Raw genomic sequence first — 18,676 nt, 5'->3', positions numbered from 1 at the left:
AATGAAATCTAAACTATCAAATTATTCAGTACTTGTATCATTAATTTTTCTGTTAACAATTGCATGTACGAAGACTCAAAAAGATCCCTTATCAGATGAAGGTTTTGTGGAAATATTCAATGGTAAAAATTGGGATGGTTGGCATCTTAAATTAAAAAATGGAGATGAAGAAATGGCCAAAAAAGTATACGCAATTGAAGATGGAATGGTGCATGTTTTTAAAGATATGCCTGATAGTTTAAATCTGAATACAGGAGAAAATGAAACACATGGTCTTTTTTATACAAATAAAAAATATAGTAAATATATACTGAGGTTTGAATATAAATGGGGGACAAAAATCACTAATAACTTTGATAAATGGCAATATGATGCAGGTTGTTATTATCATGTGTTTGATGACAAAATTTGGCCGAAAGGGATAGAATATCAAATAAGGTATAACCATATTACAAATAGAAATCATACTGGTGATTTTTGGGCGGCGAATACAACATTACATTGGACGGCTACTGAAGATGGTAAAACATTTCAATTACCAAAAGTTGGAGGAAAAGATATGGGAGAAAAGAAAAATGAACTTTATGGTATTGCTAATCCAACATATAATGCCCTAAATGATAAATGGAATCAATGTGAGATTATTGTTATGGGTGATGCATATACCATTCACAAATTGAATGGTGAGATTGTAAATATGGCGACAAATCTTTCGGTAAGTGAAGGCATTATTGGATTTCAATCAGAAACGGCTGAAATTTATTATAGAAATATTAAAATTAAGGAATTTGAAAAGATTATTCCAATGAAAGAATTTATTGAATAATAGATTTGATTAGAACTTGATTTTTTTAATTTTATTAAATTTTAATTCATAATAATGAAGCCATATTAATCATGAAAAATTCATATGTTACTTTCGCAATAATTCTTATTTTAACCTTTATATCATTTAAGTCTGAAGGTCAGGAAAAAAGAATTAAAGGATTTGTAACAACATTTGATAGTATTCCACTAATTAACGCTAAGATTATTGTTTCAAGCTCAAAACTAATATTTCTTACTGATAGTATTGGACATTTTGAGTTGAATTGTTTACCTACAGATAGACTTAAGATAAGTGCCAACGGGTTTTCAACACAGAAAGTAAAGATTAAAGAAGAAAATAAAATGTTGCATGTCAATCTTAAACTAAAAACGAGTCTTAAAAAGGACAAAATTTCCGTGGCATACGGATATGTAAAAGATGATAAAAAACTTTTTTCAATAGCAAGTATTAGTGATGATGATGATGATGATTTTGCACAATATGCCGACATTTATGCTTTAATAGTAAGAAAACTAGTAGGTGTGCAAATTATAAATAAAGAAATAATTATAAGAGGACCTAGTTCAATTAATGGTTCAAATGCTGCTTTAATAATTGTAGATGATGTTCCTGTTAACATACAAACACTTGAAGGGTTGAGACCGTTTAATGTAAAAAGAATTAGTTTATTGAAAGATGGTTCAGCGGCAATTTATGGTTCAAGAGGTGCAAATGGGGTAGTGATAATTGAAATGAAGAAAGGTGGTGAATAAATAGGATTATGAAACAAAATAGAGCTCGGAAATAAATTTCAAATAAAATTAAGATGAAAAAAACGTTAATAATAATCATTGTATTATCTTTTCTTGGAAGATGGGCATATGCACAAATTCCTCTCCCTGAAAATCTAGAACAAGGATATCCACGTTTATATATTACGCAATCAGAAAAGAAAGGCTTAGAGAAAACGATTAAAAATGAGCCGTGGGCTAAAGCCGTATTGCAAGGTATTCACGAACGTATAGATAAACATGTAGAACGTCATATTAAAGACCCAGAATGGATGGTTTCTCGACTACAAATGTATTGGAAAACCAAAGCAACTAATATTTATATAGATGGTATTAATTACTCACATGCCGATGGTGAAGCACCTGTGCCTACAGTACGTTTTGTTGGTTCTAGAGACTATACAACACCTTATGGAACGCCAAAATTAGAGGATATTTTACCTTATATGGATGATCCACGTGGTTTGTATTTACCAAATAGAAGTAAAGAAGGGAATCCTTTTGAATGGGCTGAACCCTCTAAAACTGGACGAGTAATTTATTCCATTAATGAGCAAATAATTGAGTTAGCACGCGATGCCGCATTTATTTATTGGCTTGAAAATGATGAACGTTATGCTAAATTTGCAAATGATATTATCCATACCTATTTAGAAGGAATGTCCTATAGAAGTGAACCAATTGATTTACTTAATGGGCATATACAGACACTTGTTGGCTTTACTAATTTTCAAGTAATTCATGAAAGTGTACTCATAGATGTTGCCGAACTTTATGATTTTTTACATCCATATATTGAAGCGAATCACGCTGAATATATACCTATGTATGATAAAACCATTAAGAGATGGACAGATCAAATAATCAAAAATGGAGTACCACAAAATAACTGGAATCTACATCAGGCTAAGACAATTTTAAAAGCCGCAATGGTATTAAAGGATAATAAATATTATGAAGATAAAAAAGGGCGTGAATATTATATCGATTATATTCTGAATGTTACTTCCGCAAGACAGTGGTCGTTAACTAAATTTATGGATTTTGGTTATGATGAAAACAATGGTGTTTGGGCAGAATGCCCTGGGTATTCTCAAGGTGTAACTAAAGATTTAACAGCCTTTATTGAGGATTTTGATACTACTTTTGATCATAATATTTTACCATATATGCCAACAATGGTAAAAGCTGTAAAAATGTTACCACAGTATTTATTTCCGAATGGGCAAACAGTAGCTTTTGGCGATTCTAATTATGCTGGTTTAGGTACAGAAGCAATTACAAACTTAATACGTGTAGCTCAGAAGAATAATGATAAAGCCGTTGAAAAAGAATTTACGAGTATGTATCACTTATTTGCTGAAGATTCTAAGAGTTCCGGTAAAAAAGGAAGAAAACCAAAAGCAAATATCTCTTCTTTTTTTGCTTCTAAGCCTTTGGAGCTCAATCCTAAATATGGTGCAGGAGATTTAAAAGAGTACATTACTCAAACTTTTTATGCTCCTAACGTAAGTTGGCATGTTCAACGGATAGGATCTGGAAAAGATGGTATGATGGTCTCCTTAAATGGATCGCTTGGTAACCACATGCATGCCAATGGAATTAATATGGAATTGTATGGCAAAGGGTTTGTACAAGGAGCTGATCCAGGAAAGGGGGCGAGTTATCTACAACCCATATACTTGGAGTTTTATTCGCAGTTTCCAGCACACAATACCGTGATGGTAGATGGGGTGTCTTCATATACCGAAATGTTTAGTAATCACGCATTTGATTTAATGGGTGAATATCCTAAATCTGAAAAGAAAAACGGTTACTACACAGATATTACCTATTCAGATGTTTATTTTTTAGAACCTGAAACTAGAAGTGATCAATCACGACTAGTAAGCACAATAAAAACGGGCGAAACAACAGGCTATTATATTGATATTTTTCGATCTAAAAAACAACGCAAAGGAGATAAATTTCATGATTATTATTACCATAACCTCGGTCAAAGTATGGCGGTTTTAGATGAATCTGGGCAACCTTTAAACCTTATGCCAACAGAAGAAATGGCTTTTGCTGGAGGGTTTTTATATGCCTTGGATTATATGTGGGATAAAAAATCTATCAAGCTGAATAAAGATTATCAAGCAGAATGGAAAATAGATATGCCAGAAGGGGAGGACGATGTTTTTATGAACTTGTGGATGAAAGGAACTGAAGGACGTGAAATATTTTCATTAAAATCGCCTCCAAATAAAGCTTTTAAAGGAAACCATGGCTTTCCGTATGAGGTTGAAAATGCACCTTATTTAACTTTTGCAGCAAGACAGCACGGAGCCGCTTGGGAACACCCTTTTGTTTCAGTTTATGAACCTTTTACTTCTAGTGAAGGAAAGAGCATTACAAATATTTCTGGTTTTGAAGATGAAAATGGGAATACTGAGTTTGTTGGTCTTCATATAAAACATAAATCGGGTCGTGAAGATATTGTTTTTTCTTCAGCAAATCATCAAAAGGTAAATTATAAAGAGATGACAACTGATGCTACCTATACATTATTAGCCAATGAAAAAAATGGAGATTTGATAATTTTTATGGGTAACGGAAAAGAAGTAATCACAAAAGACTTTTCAATTTCAGCAAGCGAAATAGGTAATGTGGTTTTAAAACAACAAAATGGTCAACTTATACTGCACAATGAAGTCGCTGTTACTATTACTCACAAGGGGGTAGAAAAGAAATTTGAAGCTGGCGATTTGCGAACAATACATATATAATAACCTATTATTAGATGCAATTATTTGAGAATTTAACATGTTTAAATAAACTAAAATAATTTTATAATATTCTAATATATAAAATGTTAAATAAATGAAATTAAATAATTACTTCAAGATTCTTTTAAGAATAAAAAGAGGATTACTTCTATTGGTACTGTTTTTCGGTTACCAATCAATTGTAATTGGACAAACGCCAGAAGAACAAGAAATTCTTGACACATTTACTTATAAAGAAACTGTCGTTTATAAAACGGTAGATGGTACTGAATTAGATATGATTATTTTCTATCCAGAACCTAATAAGGTAAAAAAAGAAAATCCATGGATGTTACATGTTCACGGAGGTGGATGGGCTGGTGGAAGCAAATACAAAGTGTTAAGAAAATCCTTTTTGGGTACTTTAAGAAACCTTCTTGATAATGGGGTTGTTTGTGCTACCATAGAATACCGAAAAGCACGAGGAACTATTACTGCTTATGATGCTGTTGTAGATTCAAAAGAGGCAGCTCGTTTTCTCTTAAAAAATGCAGAGAAATATAAATTAGATAAAAACAAGTATGGTATTTGGGGAGGATCTGCAGGAGGACATTTAAGTCTAGTGACAGCTTTAAGTAAAGAATCTGATTTTAAAGGTGATCCTAAATTATCAAAATACACGCTTGATTTTAAATGTGTAGCTTCCTATTTTCCCTTTACATCTTGTATAAATCCTGATATTCGACCAAATTCTATTTTTGAAGATAAAAAACTTTTTGTGCGACTTTTAGGTGATCCCATAGAAGAGAAACCAGAATTGGCAAAATTGTTAAGTCCTACTGAGCTTTTAGAAGAAGATAGTCCACCAATTTTATTATTACACGGAGACAAAGATACAACGCTACCCATTATAAACTCGACTTACATGATAGAAGTGGCAAAAGAGAAAAATGCGGACGTTGAACTATTAACCATTAAAAATGCGGGACATAGTTTTAGCGGGTCAAATATTTCGCCATCAATAGAGGAACTGAATGATTATGCTACTAAATTTATACTTTCTCATTTAAAATAGGTTGGTTAAATTTTATTAATTCATTCTTTTAAATTAACTAGTTCACTTGTTCAATTAGAGCGTAATAAATTATATCTGAAACGAAATAAATTAAAAATGATTAAAACTATTCACTTGCTTGTTTTTTTAGCTTTTACAGCAACATTAGTTGCACAAGATGACGATGTAATTTCTATTAAGTCTTTATTAAATGAAATGATTGATAGAGACGCCATAGCCCGATTTCCTCAAACTAATTTTAGGCTAAAACAAGAAAGTAGCTATAATAGAGCTTCAAAAACACCTCAAGATACGGTTGGTTGGTTTATCAATAAAGATTATAACAACAAAGAAACGGATCATAACTTTGTTAGAACCGAAGAAAAAAATGGACAAAAAGAATGGGTTTTGATGAACCATGTTGGACCCGGAGCTGTTGTACGAACCTGGATGCCTTTTTTAAGTCCAGACAAACCCAATACAGATATTCAAATCAAAATTTATTTGGATGGAAATACAGAACCTGTTTTAGAAGGGAATATGTTAGGGCTGTTAGATGGTACTGGAGAAATTCCTTTTCCATTAGCACATCAATCCTTAAGATCAGCCGTTTCTTTTTTTCCAATTCCTTATGCTAAGAGTTGTAAAATAACAACAAGTGAAATGCCTTTTTTCTACCAATTTACCTATAGAGCATATGACGATTACACGCCTATAAAAACGTTTACAAAAGAAGATTTTAACAGTGCCATACCGTTTACAAAAAAAGTTGGAGAATTGTTATTAGCACCTGAAAATGCAGTAAAAGGAAATGAAATTTCATTGAAAACTAAATTGCGTTCAACAAAAGAGAAATCAATTGAATTACCAGAAGGAAATGCAGCAATTAGAGAAATTAGTTTAAAATTAACAGAATATAAAAACCCAGAGGTTATGCGTTCTGTAATTTTAAAAATAGAATTTGATGGAGAGCAAACAGTATGGACTCCTATTGGTGATTTTTTCGGTTCTGGTATTGGGTTAAATCCGTTTCAAGGCTGGTACAGAACGGTTAGCGAAGATGGTACTATGACTTGTAGATGGGTTATGCCATATCAAAAAATAGGTAAAATTTCTGTAGTTAATTTAGGAAAAAAATCTATAAATATTGACTTAAAAGCGACTATAGGTGCCTGGAAATGGGATGACCAAAGTATGTACTTTAATGCGGCATGGAAAGGACAATATCCAGTAGCTACAAGACCATTTTCCGATTGGAATTATATTACACTTAAAGGGAGAGGGGTTTATGTAGGAGATGCGTTAACAGTAATGAACCCTGTTAAAAAATGGTGGGGTGAAGGTGATGAAAAAATATGGGTAGATAATGAATATTTTCCATCAATATTTGGAACCGGTACAGAAGATTATTATGGGTATTCATGGGGCGGGAAAAGTACCGATTTCTACGAGCATCCATTTCATGCTCAAACCAAAAGTAATGTATATAATAAATTAAATCGAAAACAAACCAAAGGAAAAAACACATCTGGTTATAGTACTGAAACAAGAACTAGAGCCCTAGATGTAATGCCATTTAGTAGTTCTTTAAAGTTAGATATGGAAATTTGGAGTTGGACTGATTGTGAAATGGGTTATGGTGTTGGTGTATATTGGTATGGCGATAAGCAAACTACATCAAATAGAGTTCCAGATGAAAAGGAAGCTTTAAATATACCTCCTTTGCCAGAAGGTTTTCCTAATAATTAATGTGTAAAAAAATAGTTTTCAAATATTTTTTTAGACGGCTATCAATTGTCAATTGTCAATTATTATTTATTATGATAATGATAAAATATGATGATAGTTTATATGAAATGAATCATATTTTATACCTGAAGAAGTTGAATAGTTTTATTTTTATGATTTACAAATCATAAAAATAAATTTAAAATTATGACTCTTAAGAAGTCGACATTATTGAAAATTATTTTTTCAGTTGTAACTGTGTTTGGTTTCGTGTTTTTATTTTTATCATGTACCGATTCCGCATCTAAAAATGAAATATCCTTCTATGTATCTTTAGACGGTAGTGATTCTCAAAACGGAACGCGTATTCAAAGTTCATTTGCCACTTTAGAAAAAGCACGGAATACCATAAGAGAACTTAAGAAAAAAGATGAATTTAATAAACCAATAACCGTGTATCTTAAAGGTGGTACCTACCAACTTTCTGAACCTTTTGTCTTGACATCTGAAGATTCAGGAACAGAAGAATTTCCAATAACTTATTGTGCTTATGAAAGTGAAAAACCAATAATTAGTGGTGGGCTGCAGGTTAGTGAGTGGTCTAAAACGGAACTTAATGGATTTAAAGTTTTGGTTTCAGATTTATCCAAGATTGATGGATATGCTCCGTTTGAACAATTATGGGTAAACAGCCATCGTGCTATACAGGCAAGAACACCCAATAGTGGCTATCTAAGATTTAAATTTGATGAATCGCAAATAACGAGTATGACTGAAGGTCTCAAAGGACCGATGGACAGGCTTAACTATATAGCGAAAGATGAGCATAATTTTGATGGCATAGAGGATGGTGTTGTGGTCGCTTTTTACAAATGGTTGGAATACCATTTACCATTTGACCAAATAGATAGAGAAAACGACGAAATTATATTTTCAGGAAAGACAATGCGTCGTGTAGAAACGAATGAAGCTTATTATCTAGAAGGAGGTAAAGGAATGCTAGATAACCCTGGAGAATGGTATCTTGATCGCCAAACTAATAAGCTTTACTATTATCCTTTGGAAAATGAAACAGAGATAGTCGCTACAATTCCATCTTTGATAAATGTACTTCGTATGGAGGGTGATGCGAGGAACAATCAATATGTTAAAAATATTCAATTTAAGGGATTGACCTTTAGTCATACTAGCTGGGTTTTACAAAGAGATGCCTCAGAGCCTGGTAGTTATGGTCAGGCAGATATCCGTATGGAAGGAGCCTTGCAGCTAAATGGAGCAAAAAATAACCTTTTTGAGGACTGTGAAATTACCGCTATAGGGAATTATGGTTTTGAGATTGGGCTGGGATGCTCCGATATTAAAGTATTGAGTTGTGATATACATGATTTGGGTGCAGGTGGCTTGCTTATTGGCCCTAAAATTCGCCCAAAAGGTAAGGTTAAGGCGGAAGACTTAGGTAAGGTAGCATTACCTCCGGTACTTGAAAATCCAGCCGATGCTACAAGCAATATTGAAATAGCAGACAGTCGTATTTATGATGGAGGTAAGTATTTTCACTGTGCGGTTGGTATATGGATAGGACAAAGCCCAGACAATCACATTCATCACAATGAAATATTCAATTTTTATTATTCAGCAATTTCTACGGGGTGGACCTGGGGTTATGGACCAGCATTAGCCACAGGCAATATATTTGAGTACAACCATATTCATCACATTGGAGGGTATACCAATGGAGATGGATCCGTATTGAGTGATCTTGGAGGGATTTATACACTGGGAGATCAGACTGGGACTATCATCCGATATAATGAATTTCATGATATGTTTGCTGGAAAATATGGAGGATGGGCCATATACTGTGATGAGGGCAGCCGGAATATTCTTATCGAGAATAATTTGGCTTATCGCTGTAGACATGCTTGTTTTAATCAGCATTATGGTAAGGATAACCTTGTACAGAATAACATTTTTGCATTTGCGGATACTGCTCCAGTAATGCTTGGATGGGCACAACCTCATACCAGTTATATACTTAGAAACAATATTATTTTAAGTGATATTACGCCAATATATGCCGGCGGTTATGCATATGATGTAGAAAAACAAAAGGCTTTCGATTCAGACAGTAATTTGATCTGGTCTACGTCAGGAAAGGTGCTTGGTGCACAGAATAGATTTCCAAGCCGTATTTACGAACCTAATGAACGCGTTTTAAGTTGGAAGGAATGGATGGCACTTGGAAATGATCAAAATTCGCTTGTCGCAGATCCTGGCTTTAAAGACCCCACAAATGGTGATTTTAGTTTGCCTGATGACAGTCCAGCATTAAAAATAGGCTTTAAGCCATTTCCTCTTGGAAAGACAGGACCAAGGGTAATTGAGTGATGAACCTAATTTTTTGAATAAGAAGTAACAGCATAAGAATTGAATATAGAGTTATGAAGAAAATAATTTTAATAGTTGTATTAGGAGGGATACTTTCAATAGGTTTAGTAGCCAATAGCCCTAAAGAATCATTTAAATATCAATTGGAACTAAATTATGTTGTACTATCTGAAGGGACAAAAGTGACCGCTCAGCCAGTCTTAACAACAAGTATACTTGAAAATTCAAATCAAAAAGCAACGATTAGCTACAAAGTACAAATGGATAGTGTTATACATTCAGAATTAAGTGGAATAGGAGGGGCTTTTAATGAAATGGGAGGTGAAGCATTTGCTAGTCTTTCTACTAATGATCAAAAATCTTTAGTGGAAGCACTTTTTAGTATGACTAAAGGTTCGGGGTTTTCAAACTGTCGAACAGCGGTAGGATCATCAGATTTTGGTTTAAGTGCCTATAGCTATAGTCAAACTCCGAATGACTATAAAATGAAAAATTTTTCTGTGGCACGAGAAGAGCTTACTTTAATTCCTTTTTTACAAGCAGCTTATAAAGAGAACCCTGAATTGAAAATGTTTGCTTCACCATGGAGTCCTCCAGGATGGATGAAAGAGTCAGGTAAAATGGATGGTGGTGATATAATGAAAGAGAAGAATGTATTAAAATCAGACCCGAAAATTTATAAAGCGTATGCACTTTATTTTGCTAAATATATTAAAAGCTATTTAGAACAGGGTATCCCTATAAATAGACTGATAATTCAGAATGAAACAGATATGAATCCTAAATATCCAGGCTGTGATATGCAACCTGAGCAAATGGAGGATTTGATATCAAATTATATCATTCCACAAATGAAAAAGTCGAAGTTAGATGTCGAAATTTGGGCTGGTAGTTTTAGAGGAAAACGAAAAGATGCTCAAAAATTTATGTCACTTGAAGGTGCTGAAAATGTCCAAGGTGTTGGACTACAATATTGTCCTCAAAGTACCATGAATGAGCTGCGAACTAAACATGCAGGAATAAAAATGATGCATACAGAAGGAAGGTGTGAGAATGGTGAAAATTCGATGAAGCAAGCTCAAAACAGATTCTCAGAAGTGTCTGACTGGATTAATTCTGGTACTGAAAATTATTGTTACTGGAACATTATATTAAATGAAACTAGTACAAGTGGATGGGGCTGGAAACAAAATAGCTTGATAAATATTAACCGTCAAACGGGTAACATTACCTACAATCCTGATTACGCACCAATTTCTCTATTGAGTCAATATATTCGACCTGGAGATCAAAGTGTAATGGTGAAAACACCAGAGAACAAGAAAGCTATTGCAGTAAAAAACGAGAATAGGGTAGTCGTTTTTCTTGAAAATAAAGAGACTGAGGTGTCTATTCAAAGTATTGACATCTCTGGTGAAAAGTATACTGTTGAACTTCCAGCACAAAGTCTTTGTGCTTTTGTATTTAAGAAGGGTAAATAGTAATTATTAGAAATGAAAAATATAATTAAATATTAAAATGATAGAATTAATTAAAATGAGAGGAATACAATCAAGAATAAATCTTAAAATGAATAGACACAGATTCATTACATCACTATGTTTTCTAAGTATAATTACATTAAGTTTATGTTCGTTTGGGCAAACAAAATCGGAATTTAAGATTAGTGATGGAACTACCATTAAATCAAAATTATTTTTACCTGAATTTAGTTGGGAAACGACACCGATGTATTTTCATTTCGGTGATATTGACCGCGTTTTGGAACCTGATGAGGTTGAGTTTATAGCCGATAAAACAGGTTTTATATGTATAGAAAAATCACATGCTTATCGCCAGCTTGGAGACGCAGTACTTGGAACAAAACATGAAGTGGAAGCTTTTCATAAGGTCAAACCAGAGTCTAAAGTGTTATTCTATTACAATTCATATGTGGCATGGCCTTTTCCACGGCTCAATAAAGAACTTACCCCAGAGGGCATTGCTAAAAACAAAGAATTAGCCAAATTCTTAGCCATTAATCCAAAGACTGGTAAATTAAAGGAAAAAACGAGAGGTCCTGCTTTTTCATATTATTTCGATGCTTTAAATCCTGATTTTCGTAAATGGTGGGTGAAAAATGCTGTTGAAGGTGTAAAAATTTCAGGTGCCGATGGCATTTTTATTGATCGTATGAATGTGGATAAAAATGCAGATTATCCTAAAGATAAATTGGTTGAAATAGCAATAGCTAAGGGTGAAATGATGGCTAACTTGAAAAAAGAAATGGGTCCTGATAAAATATTGATAGGTAACAACGGTGCCAACACTAAAGAAGTTTTTCCTTCGTGCGATGGTTTTATGTTCGAACATTATAATGACGCCGTTATGAGTAAAGAAAGTCTTCTAAAAGATTGGGAAGATATGCTTCGAATTGCTAAAGCTGGAAAAATGTCCATTTACCGTTTCGGAGCAAAGGGAAAAGGACGCACAGATATTACTATTGGAGCAACAAATAAAGATGGTATTGAAAAAAAATCTAAGGATCAATTAGAATTTTACCATGCGTGTTACCTTATTGGAGCACAACCGTATTCGTATTTTCAATGGAATTGGGGTTGGAATTTAGCAGACGGTAACTTAGTAGATTATCCAGAGTTGGTAAAACCATTGGGAAGCCCAAAAGAAGCATATAAAAGGGTAAACCCAGAAGGATGGATATTTACTCGTGAATTTGAGCATGCGAGTGTTTGGTTAAATACTGAAACAAGAAAGGCTAAAATTACTTGGAAATAATTCTAATTGACATATGCCTGACTGAAAACGACTAACTAATAATTTTAAATAAAATGAAAATAAATAATTTACATAAAATACTATTGTTTTTACCATTGCTTTTAGGTTTACAAACAGTAGTCGCTCAAAAAGCAAAGCAACCCAATGTTATTATTGTTATTACAGATGATCAAGGATATGGAGATTTAGGATGCACAGGAAACTCAATTGTAAAAACACCAACTATTGATAAGTTCTATAAGAAATCTGTTCGATTAACCGATTTTCATGTTGCACCTACTTGTGCACCTTCGCGATCGGGATTAATGACAGGGCGTTATGCAAATAGAGTTGGGGTTTGGCATACTATTGGTGGCGTATCCATTCTTCGTGAAAAGGAAGTAACCATGGCTAATATTTTCCAAAACAATGGCTATGAAACAGGCATGTTTGGCAAATGGCATTTAGGAGATAATTATCCATCAAGACCCCAGGACAAAGGTTTCAATTATGTATTATCTCATGGAGGTGGAGGTGTTGGACAAACACCTGATTATTGGAATAATGATTATTTTGATGATACCTATTTTGAAAATGGTGTGCCTAAAAAAGTTGAAGGCTATTGTACAGATGTTTGGTTCGGGGAAGCCATAAAATATATTGAAAGGAATAAAGACAAACCTTTCTTTTGCTATATTTCTGCCAATGCACCTCATCTTCCGTATAATGTTCCTGAAGAATATTACAATAAATATAAAAATGAAGATATTCCCGAAGAAATGAAAATTTTTTATGGGATGATTAGTAATGTAGATGATAATTTTAAACGTCTTCAAACCAAATTGAAGCAATTGAAATTAGACGAAAATACAATTGTAATCTTTATGACGGATAACGGCACTGCGACTGGATATAAAGATGTTGACGGCAAGATGTACGGGTTTAATGCTAATATGAAAGGGATTAAAAACAGTGAATATGAAGGAGGGCACAGAGTTCCTTTTTTTATATCCTATCCTGCAGGTAAAATTTCAGGAGGAAGAGATGTAAATAATATGTTAGCACATTTAGATATTTTACCATCATTAGCAACAATTTGTAATTTGGAAATGCCAAAACTAGAATTAGATGGCAGTGATATTTCTTCTTTGTTATTGAATAAAGATGCTGTTTTCAAACGCGATTATTTAATTACCGATTCACAACGTGTTCAAGAGCCAATTAAGTGGCGAAAAAGTGCAGTGATGTCAGATAAAATGCGATTGGTAAATGGTACAGAATTGTATGATATTTCTACGGATCCAAGTCAAAATAATGACGTAGCGACAAAATTTCCTGAAACTGTTAGTAAAATGCGTGGGTATTACAATGAGTGGTGGAGTTCAGTATCGACTGAGTTTAATCAATTTCCTATTATTATAGTTGGTTCTGAAAAAGAAAACCCGGTGGTGCTTACTTGTCATGACGAACACATTCATGATTCTAAAATCCCTTGGAATCAAAATTTTATTAGAGTGGCCAAATTAAATCCACTAGGTGGTGAATTCACCCTTAATTTTGAACGTGATGGGGTTTATGAAATCGAAGTGAGCCGTTGGCCATTTGAGTCTGGTTTGAAAATTAATGAAGGCGTTCTCGGTAGAAAAGCAACTACATATATAGATGCAATAGCCGAAGGAAAAGCTATGAATTTTAAAAAGGCAGTTGTGAAAATTGGAGGATGGAAAGAAGAAAAACCAGTTCTAGCTGATGCAAAATCAGTTCTATTTAAAGGAAATTTTACCAAAGGAAAAACAGCAATGAGCTCATGGTTTATTGATGGTAATGACAATGAAATTGGCACATTTTATTTTAAAATAACTAGAATAAGTGCTTTAAATTAGAATAAAAAAATAATGAAGAGGTTCAAATTATTAAAAATAATAGTGTCAATTGCTATATTTTCAGGGCTAATAAGTATTGAGGTACAGGCTCAGAATCATGCTGCCAACCCATTAATTTTAGATATGGTTCATCACAACCCAGGTGAAACACCTTATCAATCGGCATATAATGATCCAGCAGTTATCAAAGAAATGGGCTATAATGGTAAAGTCTATTTCCTTTTTGAATCACCTGCATTAGCTATTAATTGGGAGTCGGTAGATGCAGATATTTTACCAATAGGTTCAGAAGAGCGAAAGTGGGTCGATGCCAAAGCAAAGCAAATTAAAAAAATGCATGCGGAGTCTAAAGCACAAGATATAGCTATTTATGCCATGTCTGATTTAGTGTTGTTCCCAAAACGATTGATAAAAAAATATCATATAGAAGATACTTTTGGCGACCCCAATAATCCCTTAACAGAAAAATTTATTCGTGCTCAAATTAATGAGATGTTCGATCAATTTCCAGATCTTGACGGTTTGGTAGTTCGTATTGGTGAAACCTATTTGCATGATGCCCCTTTTCATCAAGGTGCAATTGTGAATAAATCAAGTCCTGAAAAAACTATTATTCCTTTAATGCAAATTTTGCGAGAAGAGATTTGTGTAAAGCGTGATAAACAATTGATTTTTCGTACCTGGAATGCCTTTGATAGAAATATGAAACCTTATATGCAGGTAAATGATGCAGTTGAACCACATCAAAATTTAATCATAAGTATTAAACAATGTGAAGGCGATTTTCACAGAGCACGTCCGTTTAGTAAATTAATTGGTCAAGGACGTCACCCTCAAATTATAGAAGTGCAATCAGCTCGTGAATATGAAGGTAAAGGAGCGTACCCTAACTACATTGCAAATGGCGTAATTGAAGGTTTTGAAGAGCATAGTAGAATGCCTGAAGAAGCTATTAATAGCATTCGAGAATTTGTTGAAAAAAGACCAGATTTATACGCAGGTATTTGGACATGGTCTCGTGGTGGCGGATGGGATGGTCCTTATATAAAAAATGAAATGTGGTGCGATTTAAACTCTTGGGTCATGGCACAATGGGCTAAAGATACGAAGCAAAGTGAGGAGTTTATTTTTAATAGATATGCGACAGAACGATTAAACCTAAAAGGTGATGACGTAGCTAAATTTAGGAAACTTTGTTTACTTTCAGCGGAAGCAGTAGTTAGAGGTAGAAATACGACATATAATGATATTAGTGATGTCTGGTGGACGCGTGATCAAGGCATTGGTTGGCCAAAACCAGCAAAAGATGCTATAGGCCAAAAACGAAATCTAGAGCAAAAAGATGCATCAGTAGCCAAATGGAAAGAAATTGTTAAGCTAGCAAAATCGATACATTGGGATAGTAAAGACGCAAAAAATCATGCTATAGGTTCTGCAAAATATGGGTTTAGACTTTATGAAATATACCGCTCACTTATTTATTTGTCTGATGCTGCGTCTAAAGGAGATAATAACTCAGTTCAAAAATGGATTAAAATTTATGATAAGGCTTGGAGAAAATATAATAAACTTCCTGATCAATATAATACGGTAGCAACTTTATATACTCAAGCGTATGATCGCCATATAGCAACTAATGCAGATCGGAAAGTAAATGAATTAAGAAAAAACAAGTACTAGTAAAAACTATGTAGAGAGATTTTAAAAGTAAAAATAATAACACGCAATGGGTTTGTCGTATTATTTATCATCTCAATATTTCTTGCTGTACTATTGATTACAAAATAGCGACATGATTTTAAGTTGTAAGCAGCTAACACATAGTAAATAGATATAGAATAAAAAAAATAGAATTATGATTCAAAAAAATGAGTTTTTCAATTTAATATTTAAAGCTAAATATTCCTTGTTGCTGTTAATTTTTATGGTGTCTGGCTGTACTTCAAAATATAAATATAGCCTAGAAAAATCGGATCATTCAGTAGTTATTCATCAAGATAGCCTTGTCATTAAAATTGAAGTTGTTGATGATGCTATCATTCATGTTCGTAAAATGATTACCGGTAGTAAACGTTCATCAATACCAGATTATGTTACCATTCTAGAGCCACAAGATGTAGCTTGGAAATTGGATGAAATGGCTGATAAAATCATCATTTCAACCATTAAAATGAAAGTAATAGTAAACAGTGATGGCATTATTGAATACGAAACGAAGGACAGTGAAAAATTATTAGCGGAAACAAACGAGTATACCTTTATTAAATCTAAGAATGAAGGTGAGCATACCGTTTCGCAAGGTTTTATTGCAGGAGATGAAGGCTTGTACGGATTAGGACAGTTTCAGAGTGGTATTATGAACTGGAAAAATGTGCCTATCCGACTCCAGCAGTACAATCAAGAAATAGTGATTCCATTTTTAGTTTCAACAAAAGGATATGGTATTTATTGGCACAATTATAGTCTTACAGATTTCAATCAACCTAAAAATGAGATTCAGTTTGATTCAGTTGTAAATGTTCAAACTAAAAAGAGGAATAAAGAATCTGTAATTAAAGGTGAAAAAGAAGATGTGGCAGCACATATTACCAATGAAAAGACAGCAAATAACATACGCGAAACTACATTTACACCAACTAAAACGGGTGAATATACTTTTTTGGCACTGAGTGATAATAATGGTCGCATGCGAGGGGAAATTAAGGTTACTATAGATGGAGATGATATTATCGATTACTCCACGATTTGGATGCCTAGAAGATATTCTGGGAAGAAACAGTTGGATGCAGGGAAATCATACAAGGTGGTTTTTCAAAATACAGGAGCTAAAATTCTGGGTCAATTATTTTATAACGAACCAGATTATAACCAAACCGTTTTTAGTAGTATAGCAGGAAATGCTATAGATTATTATTTGGTACAAGGTGATAATCCTGAAGAAGTTATTTCACAATATCAAAACTTAACAGGAAAAGCACCCATGTTTGCCAAAAGTGCTTACGGTTTTTGGCAATGTAGAGAAAGATATCACAATCAAGAAGAATTATTAGTCAATGCTCGTGAGATGAGAAAAAGAAGTATTCCTTTTGACAACATTGTGCAAGATTGGTTTTATTGGCCAAAAGGAACGAAAGGACCAGAGTGGGATAGAGCTAAATATCCAGACCCTAAAGGCATGGTTGATGAATTGAAAAGTTTACATCTTAAACTTATGGTTTCTGTATGGCCCGAAGTGAAGAATGAGCCTTTAGTTGAGCGATATAATCTTAAAAAAATTAAAAGTAGCAATTATGTAGATATTTATGATAAAGGAGTTCGTGAGCGTTTTTACCGAATGTTAAGCGATTCTATGTTTCATAAAGGGGTAAGCTCTATTTGGTTGGATGGAACCGAACCTGAAGGATTGACAAATACAAACGTTACAACAGCGATTGGACCGTATAAGGAAGTACAAAATCCTTATTCATTAGAAGTAACAAGAGCCATGTATGAAGGTCGAAGAAAGGAATTTCCGAATGAACGTGTTTTCAATTTAACACGATCAGCTTACGCTGGTCAACAACGTTACGGGGCAACCTCTTGGTCTGGTGATGTAGAAGCTTCATGGGAACAATTTTCGGAACAGATTGCTGCAGGTCTAAATTTTACTATGGCAGGAATTCCTTATTGGACACATGATATAGGTGGTTTTTTTAGAGATTCAAAGTCTATTAATCCACAGTTTGATAATCAATATACCAATCCTGAATATATTGAACTGTTAACCCGTTGGTTTCAATTTGGAACCTTTAGTCCCATTTTTAGAATTCATGGGTATGTTTCAGAAACTGAGATATGGAGATATGGAAGTGAATTTGAAAATACGGCTCGTAAGTTTATTGATTTAAGATATCAATTAATGCCTTATATCTATTCCGAAGCTTATAAAGTAACTAATGAAAGCCATTTGATGATGTCTCCATTAGTATATCACTATCCTGACGATAAAAATACTTGGGGCATAAAAGACCAACTCTTTTTTGGGGAGTCTTTAATGGTCAGTTTTGTAACTGAATTTAAGCAGAAGGAAAAGGAAATTTATTTACCAAAGGGTGATTGGTACAACTTCTGGACGAATGAAAAAATAACAGGAGGAAGAAAAGTTCAAGAGAAAGTATCGTTAAGTGAAACGCCAATTTATGTAAAAGCAGGTAGTATCATTCCAATGGGGCCAAAAGTACAATATGCAACTCAACAAACGGATGAACCTATTGTTATAAAAATATATCCAGGTAAGGATGCAACGTATGTTTTATACCAAGATGATAACGAATCCTACGAATACGAAAACGGTACGTTTTCAGAAATTGAATTCACTTATTTAGAAGAAAATAAAGTTTTGGAAATCTCAAAAGGAGCTGGTGACTTTATTGATTTTAAAGAATCTCCAATGAATTTTATCATTGAAATGATTAATAAGGAAAAGACAGAACAAGTTGTTTTTAATGGCACGAAAATAGAAGTGAAATTTTAAGAATTATAAT

General features: G+C 33.6%; 11 protein-coding genes. All 11 read left to right on the top strand.

What is annotated here, in order from left to right; translation table 11 throughout:
- Position 1 precedes the first annotated feature (1 nt).
- Positions 2-826, top strand: a complete 825-nt coding sequence (locus D3P13_RS11305) for a 3-keto-disaccharide hydrolase (RefSeq protein ID WP_117882443.1) — start codon at positions 2-4, stop codon at positions 824-826.
- 71 nt (positions 827-897) lie between these two features.
- Positions 898-1,581, top strand: a complete 684-nt coding sequence (locus tag D3P13_RS11300) for a TonB-dependent receptor plug domain-containing protein (RefSeq protein WP_117882440.1) — start codon at positions 898-900, stop codon at positions 1,579-1,581.
- Positions 1,582-1,634: 53 nt separating this feature from the next.
- Positions 1,635-4,367: a hypothetical protein gene (locus D3P13_RS11295; RefSeq protein WP_117882438.1), complete on the top strand. Its 2,733-nt coding sequence runs from the start codon at positions 1,635-1,637 to the stop codon at positions 4,365-4,367.
- A 94-nt stretch (positions 4,368-4,461) separates the two neighbouring features.
- On the top strand, positions 4,462-5,421 hold the full coding sequence (locus D3P13_RS11290; RefSeq protein ID WP_117882436.1) for a prolyl oligopeptidase family serine peptidase: 960 nt from the start codon (positions 4,462-4,464) through the stop codon (positions 5,419-5,421).
- A gap of 96 nt (positions 5,422-5,517) precedes the next feature.
- Positions 5,518-7,149 (top strand): glycoside hydrolase family 172 protein, encoded by a 1,632-nt coding sequence (locus D3P13_RS11285; RefSeq protein WP_198680022.1) that lies wholly within the window; start codon positions 5,518-5,520, stop codon positions 7,147-7,149.
- 186 nt (positions 7,150-7,335) lie between these two features.
- Positions 7,336-9,516, top strand: coding sequence for a right-handed parallel beta-helix repeat-containing protein (locus D3P13_RS11280; RefSeq protein ID WP_117882434.1), 2,181 nt, complete (start codon positions 7,336-7,338; stop codon positions 9,514-9,516).
- Between the two features lie 53 nt (positions 9,517-9,569).
- Positions 9,570-10,997, top strand: coding sequence for a glycoside hydrolase family 30 protein (locus tag D3P13_RS11275; protein ID WP_117882432.1), 1,428 nt, complete (start codon positions 9,570-9,572; stop codon positions 10,995-10,997).
- 88 nt (positions 10,998-11,085) lie between these two features.
- Positions 11,086-12,291, top strand: coding sequence for a putative glycoside hydrolase (locus D3P13_RS11270; RefSeq protein ID WP_117882822.1), 1,206 nt, complete (start codon positions 11,086-11,088; stop codon positions 12,289-12,291).
- Positions 12,292-12,344: 53 nt separating this feature from the next.
- Positions 12,345-14,153 carry an arylsulfatase gene (locus D3P13_RS11265; protein WP_117882430.1) on the top strand — a complete coding sequence of 603 codons (1,809 nt, stop codon included), beginning with the start codon at positions 12,345-12,347 and terminating at the stop codon, positions 14,151-14,153.
- A 12-nt stretch (positions 14,154-14,165) separates the two neighbouring features.
- Positions 14,166-15,833: a hypothetical protein gene (locus tag D3P13_RS11260; protein WP_198680020.1), complete on the top strand. Its 1,668-nt coding sequence runs from the start codon at positions 14,166-14,168 to the stop codon at positions 15,831-15,833.
- Between the two features lie 175 nt (positions 15,834-16,008).
- Positions 16,009-18,666 (top strand): glycoside hydrolase family 31 protein, encoded by a 2,658-nt coding sequence (locus tag D3P13_RS11255; RefSeq protein ID WP_117882428.1) that lies wholly within the window; start codon positions 16,009-16,011, stop codon positions 18,664-18,666.
- Positions 18,667-18,676 lie beyond the last annotated feature (10 nt).

This window comes from Aureibaculum luteum, from assembly GCF_003449015.1.
GTDB classification, from domain to species: Bacteria; Bacteroidota; Bacteroidia; order Flavobacteriales; family Flavobacteriaceae; genus Aureibaculum; species Aureibaculum luteum.
Note: the sequence above shows the minus strand (reverse complement) of the source record. Positions and strands in the feature narration are given on the sequence as shown.

What these genes read in the sequence shown, in the direction of transcription:
- D3P13_RS11305 (WP_117882443.1), top strand. Translation starts at nt 2, where the DNA reads ATGAAATCTAAACTATCAAATTATTCAGTACTTGTATCATTAATTTTT.
- D3P13_RS11300 (WP_117882440.1), top strand. Translation starts at nt 898, where the DNA reads ATGAAAAATTCATATGTTACTTTCGCAATAATTCTTATTTTAACCTTT.
- D3P13_RS11295 (WP_117882438.1), top strand. Translation starts at nt 1,635, where the DNA reads ATGAAAAAAACGTTAATAATAATCATTGTATTATCTTTTCTTGGAAGA.
- D3P13_RS11290 (WP_117882436.1), top strand. Translation starts at nt 4,462, where the DNA reads ATGAAATTAAATAATTACTTCAAGATTCTTTTAAGAATAAAAAGAGGA.
- D3P13_RS11285 (WP_198680022.1), top strand. Translation starts at nt 5,518, where the DNA reads ATGATTAAAACTATTCACTTGCTTGTTTTTTTAGCTTTTACAGCAACA.
- D3P13_RS11280 (WP_117882434.1), top strand. Translation starts at nt 7,336, where the DNA reads ATGACTCTTAAGAAGTCGACATTATTGAAAATTATTTTTTCAGTTGTA.
- D3P13_RS11275 (WP_117882432.1), top strand. Translation starts at nt 9,570, where the DNA reads ATGAAGAAAATAATTTTAATAGTTGTATTAGGAGGGATACTTTCAATA.
- D3P13_RS11270 (WP_117882822.1), top strand. Translation starts at nt 11,086, where the DNA reads ATGAATAGACACAGATTCATTACATCACTATGTTTTCTAAGTATAATT.
- D3P13_RS11265 (WP_117882430.1), top strand. Translation starts at nt 12,345, where the DNA reads ATGAAAATAAATAATTTACATAAAATACTATTGTTTTTACCATTGCTT.
- D3P13_RS11260 (WP_198680020.1), top strand. Translation starts at nt 14,166, where the DNA reads ATGAAGAGGTTCAAATTATTAAAAATAATAGTGTCAATTGCTATATTT.
- D3P13_RS11255 (WP_117882428.1), top strand. Translation starts at nt 16,009, where the DNA reads ATGATTCAAAAAAATGAGTTTTTCAATTTAATATTTAAAGCTAAATAT.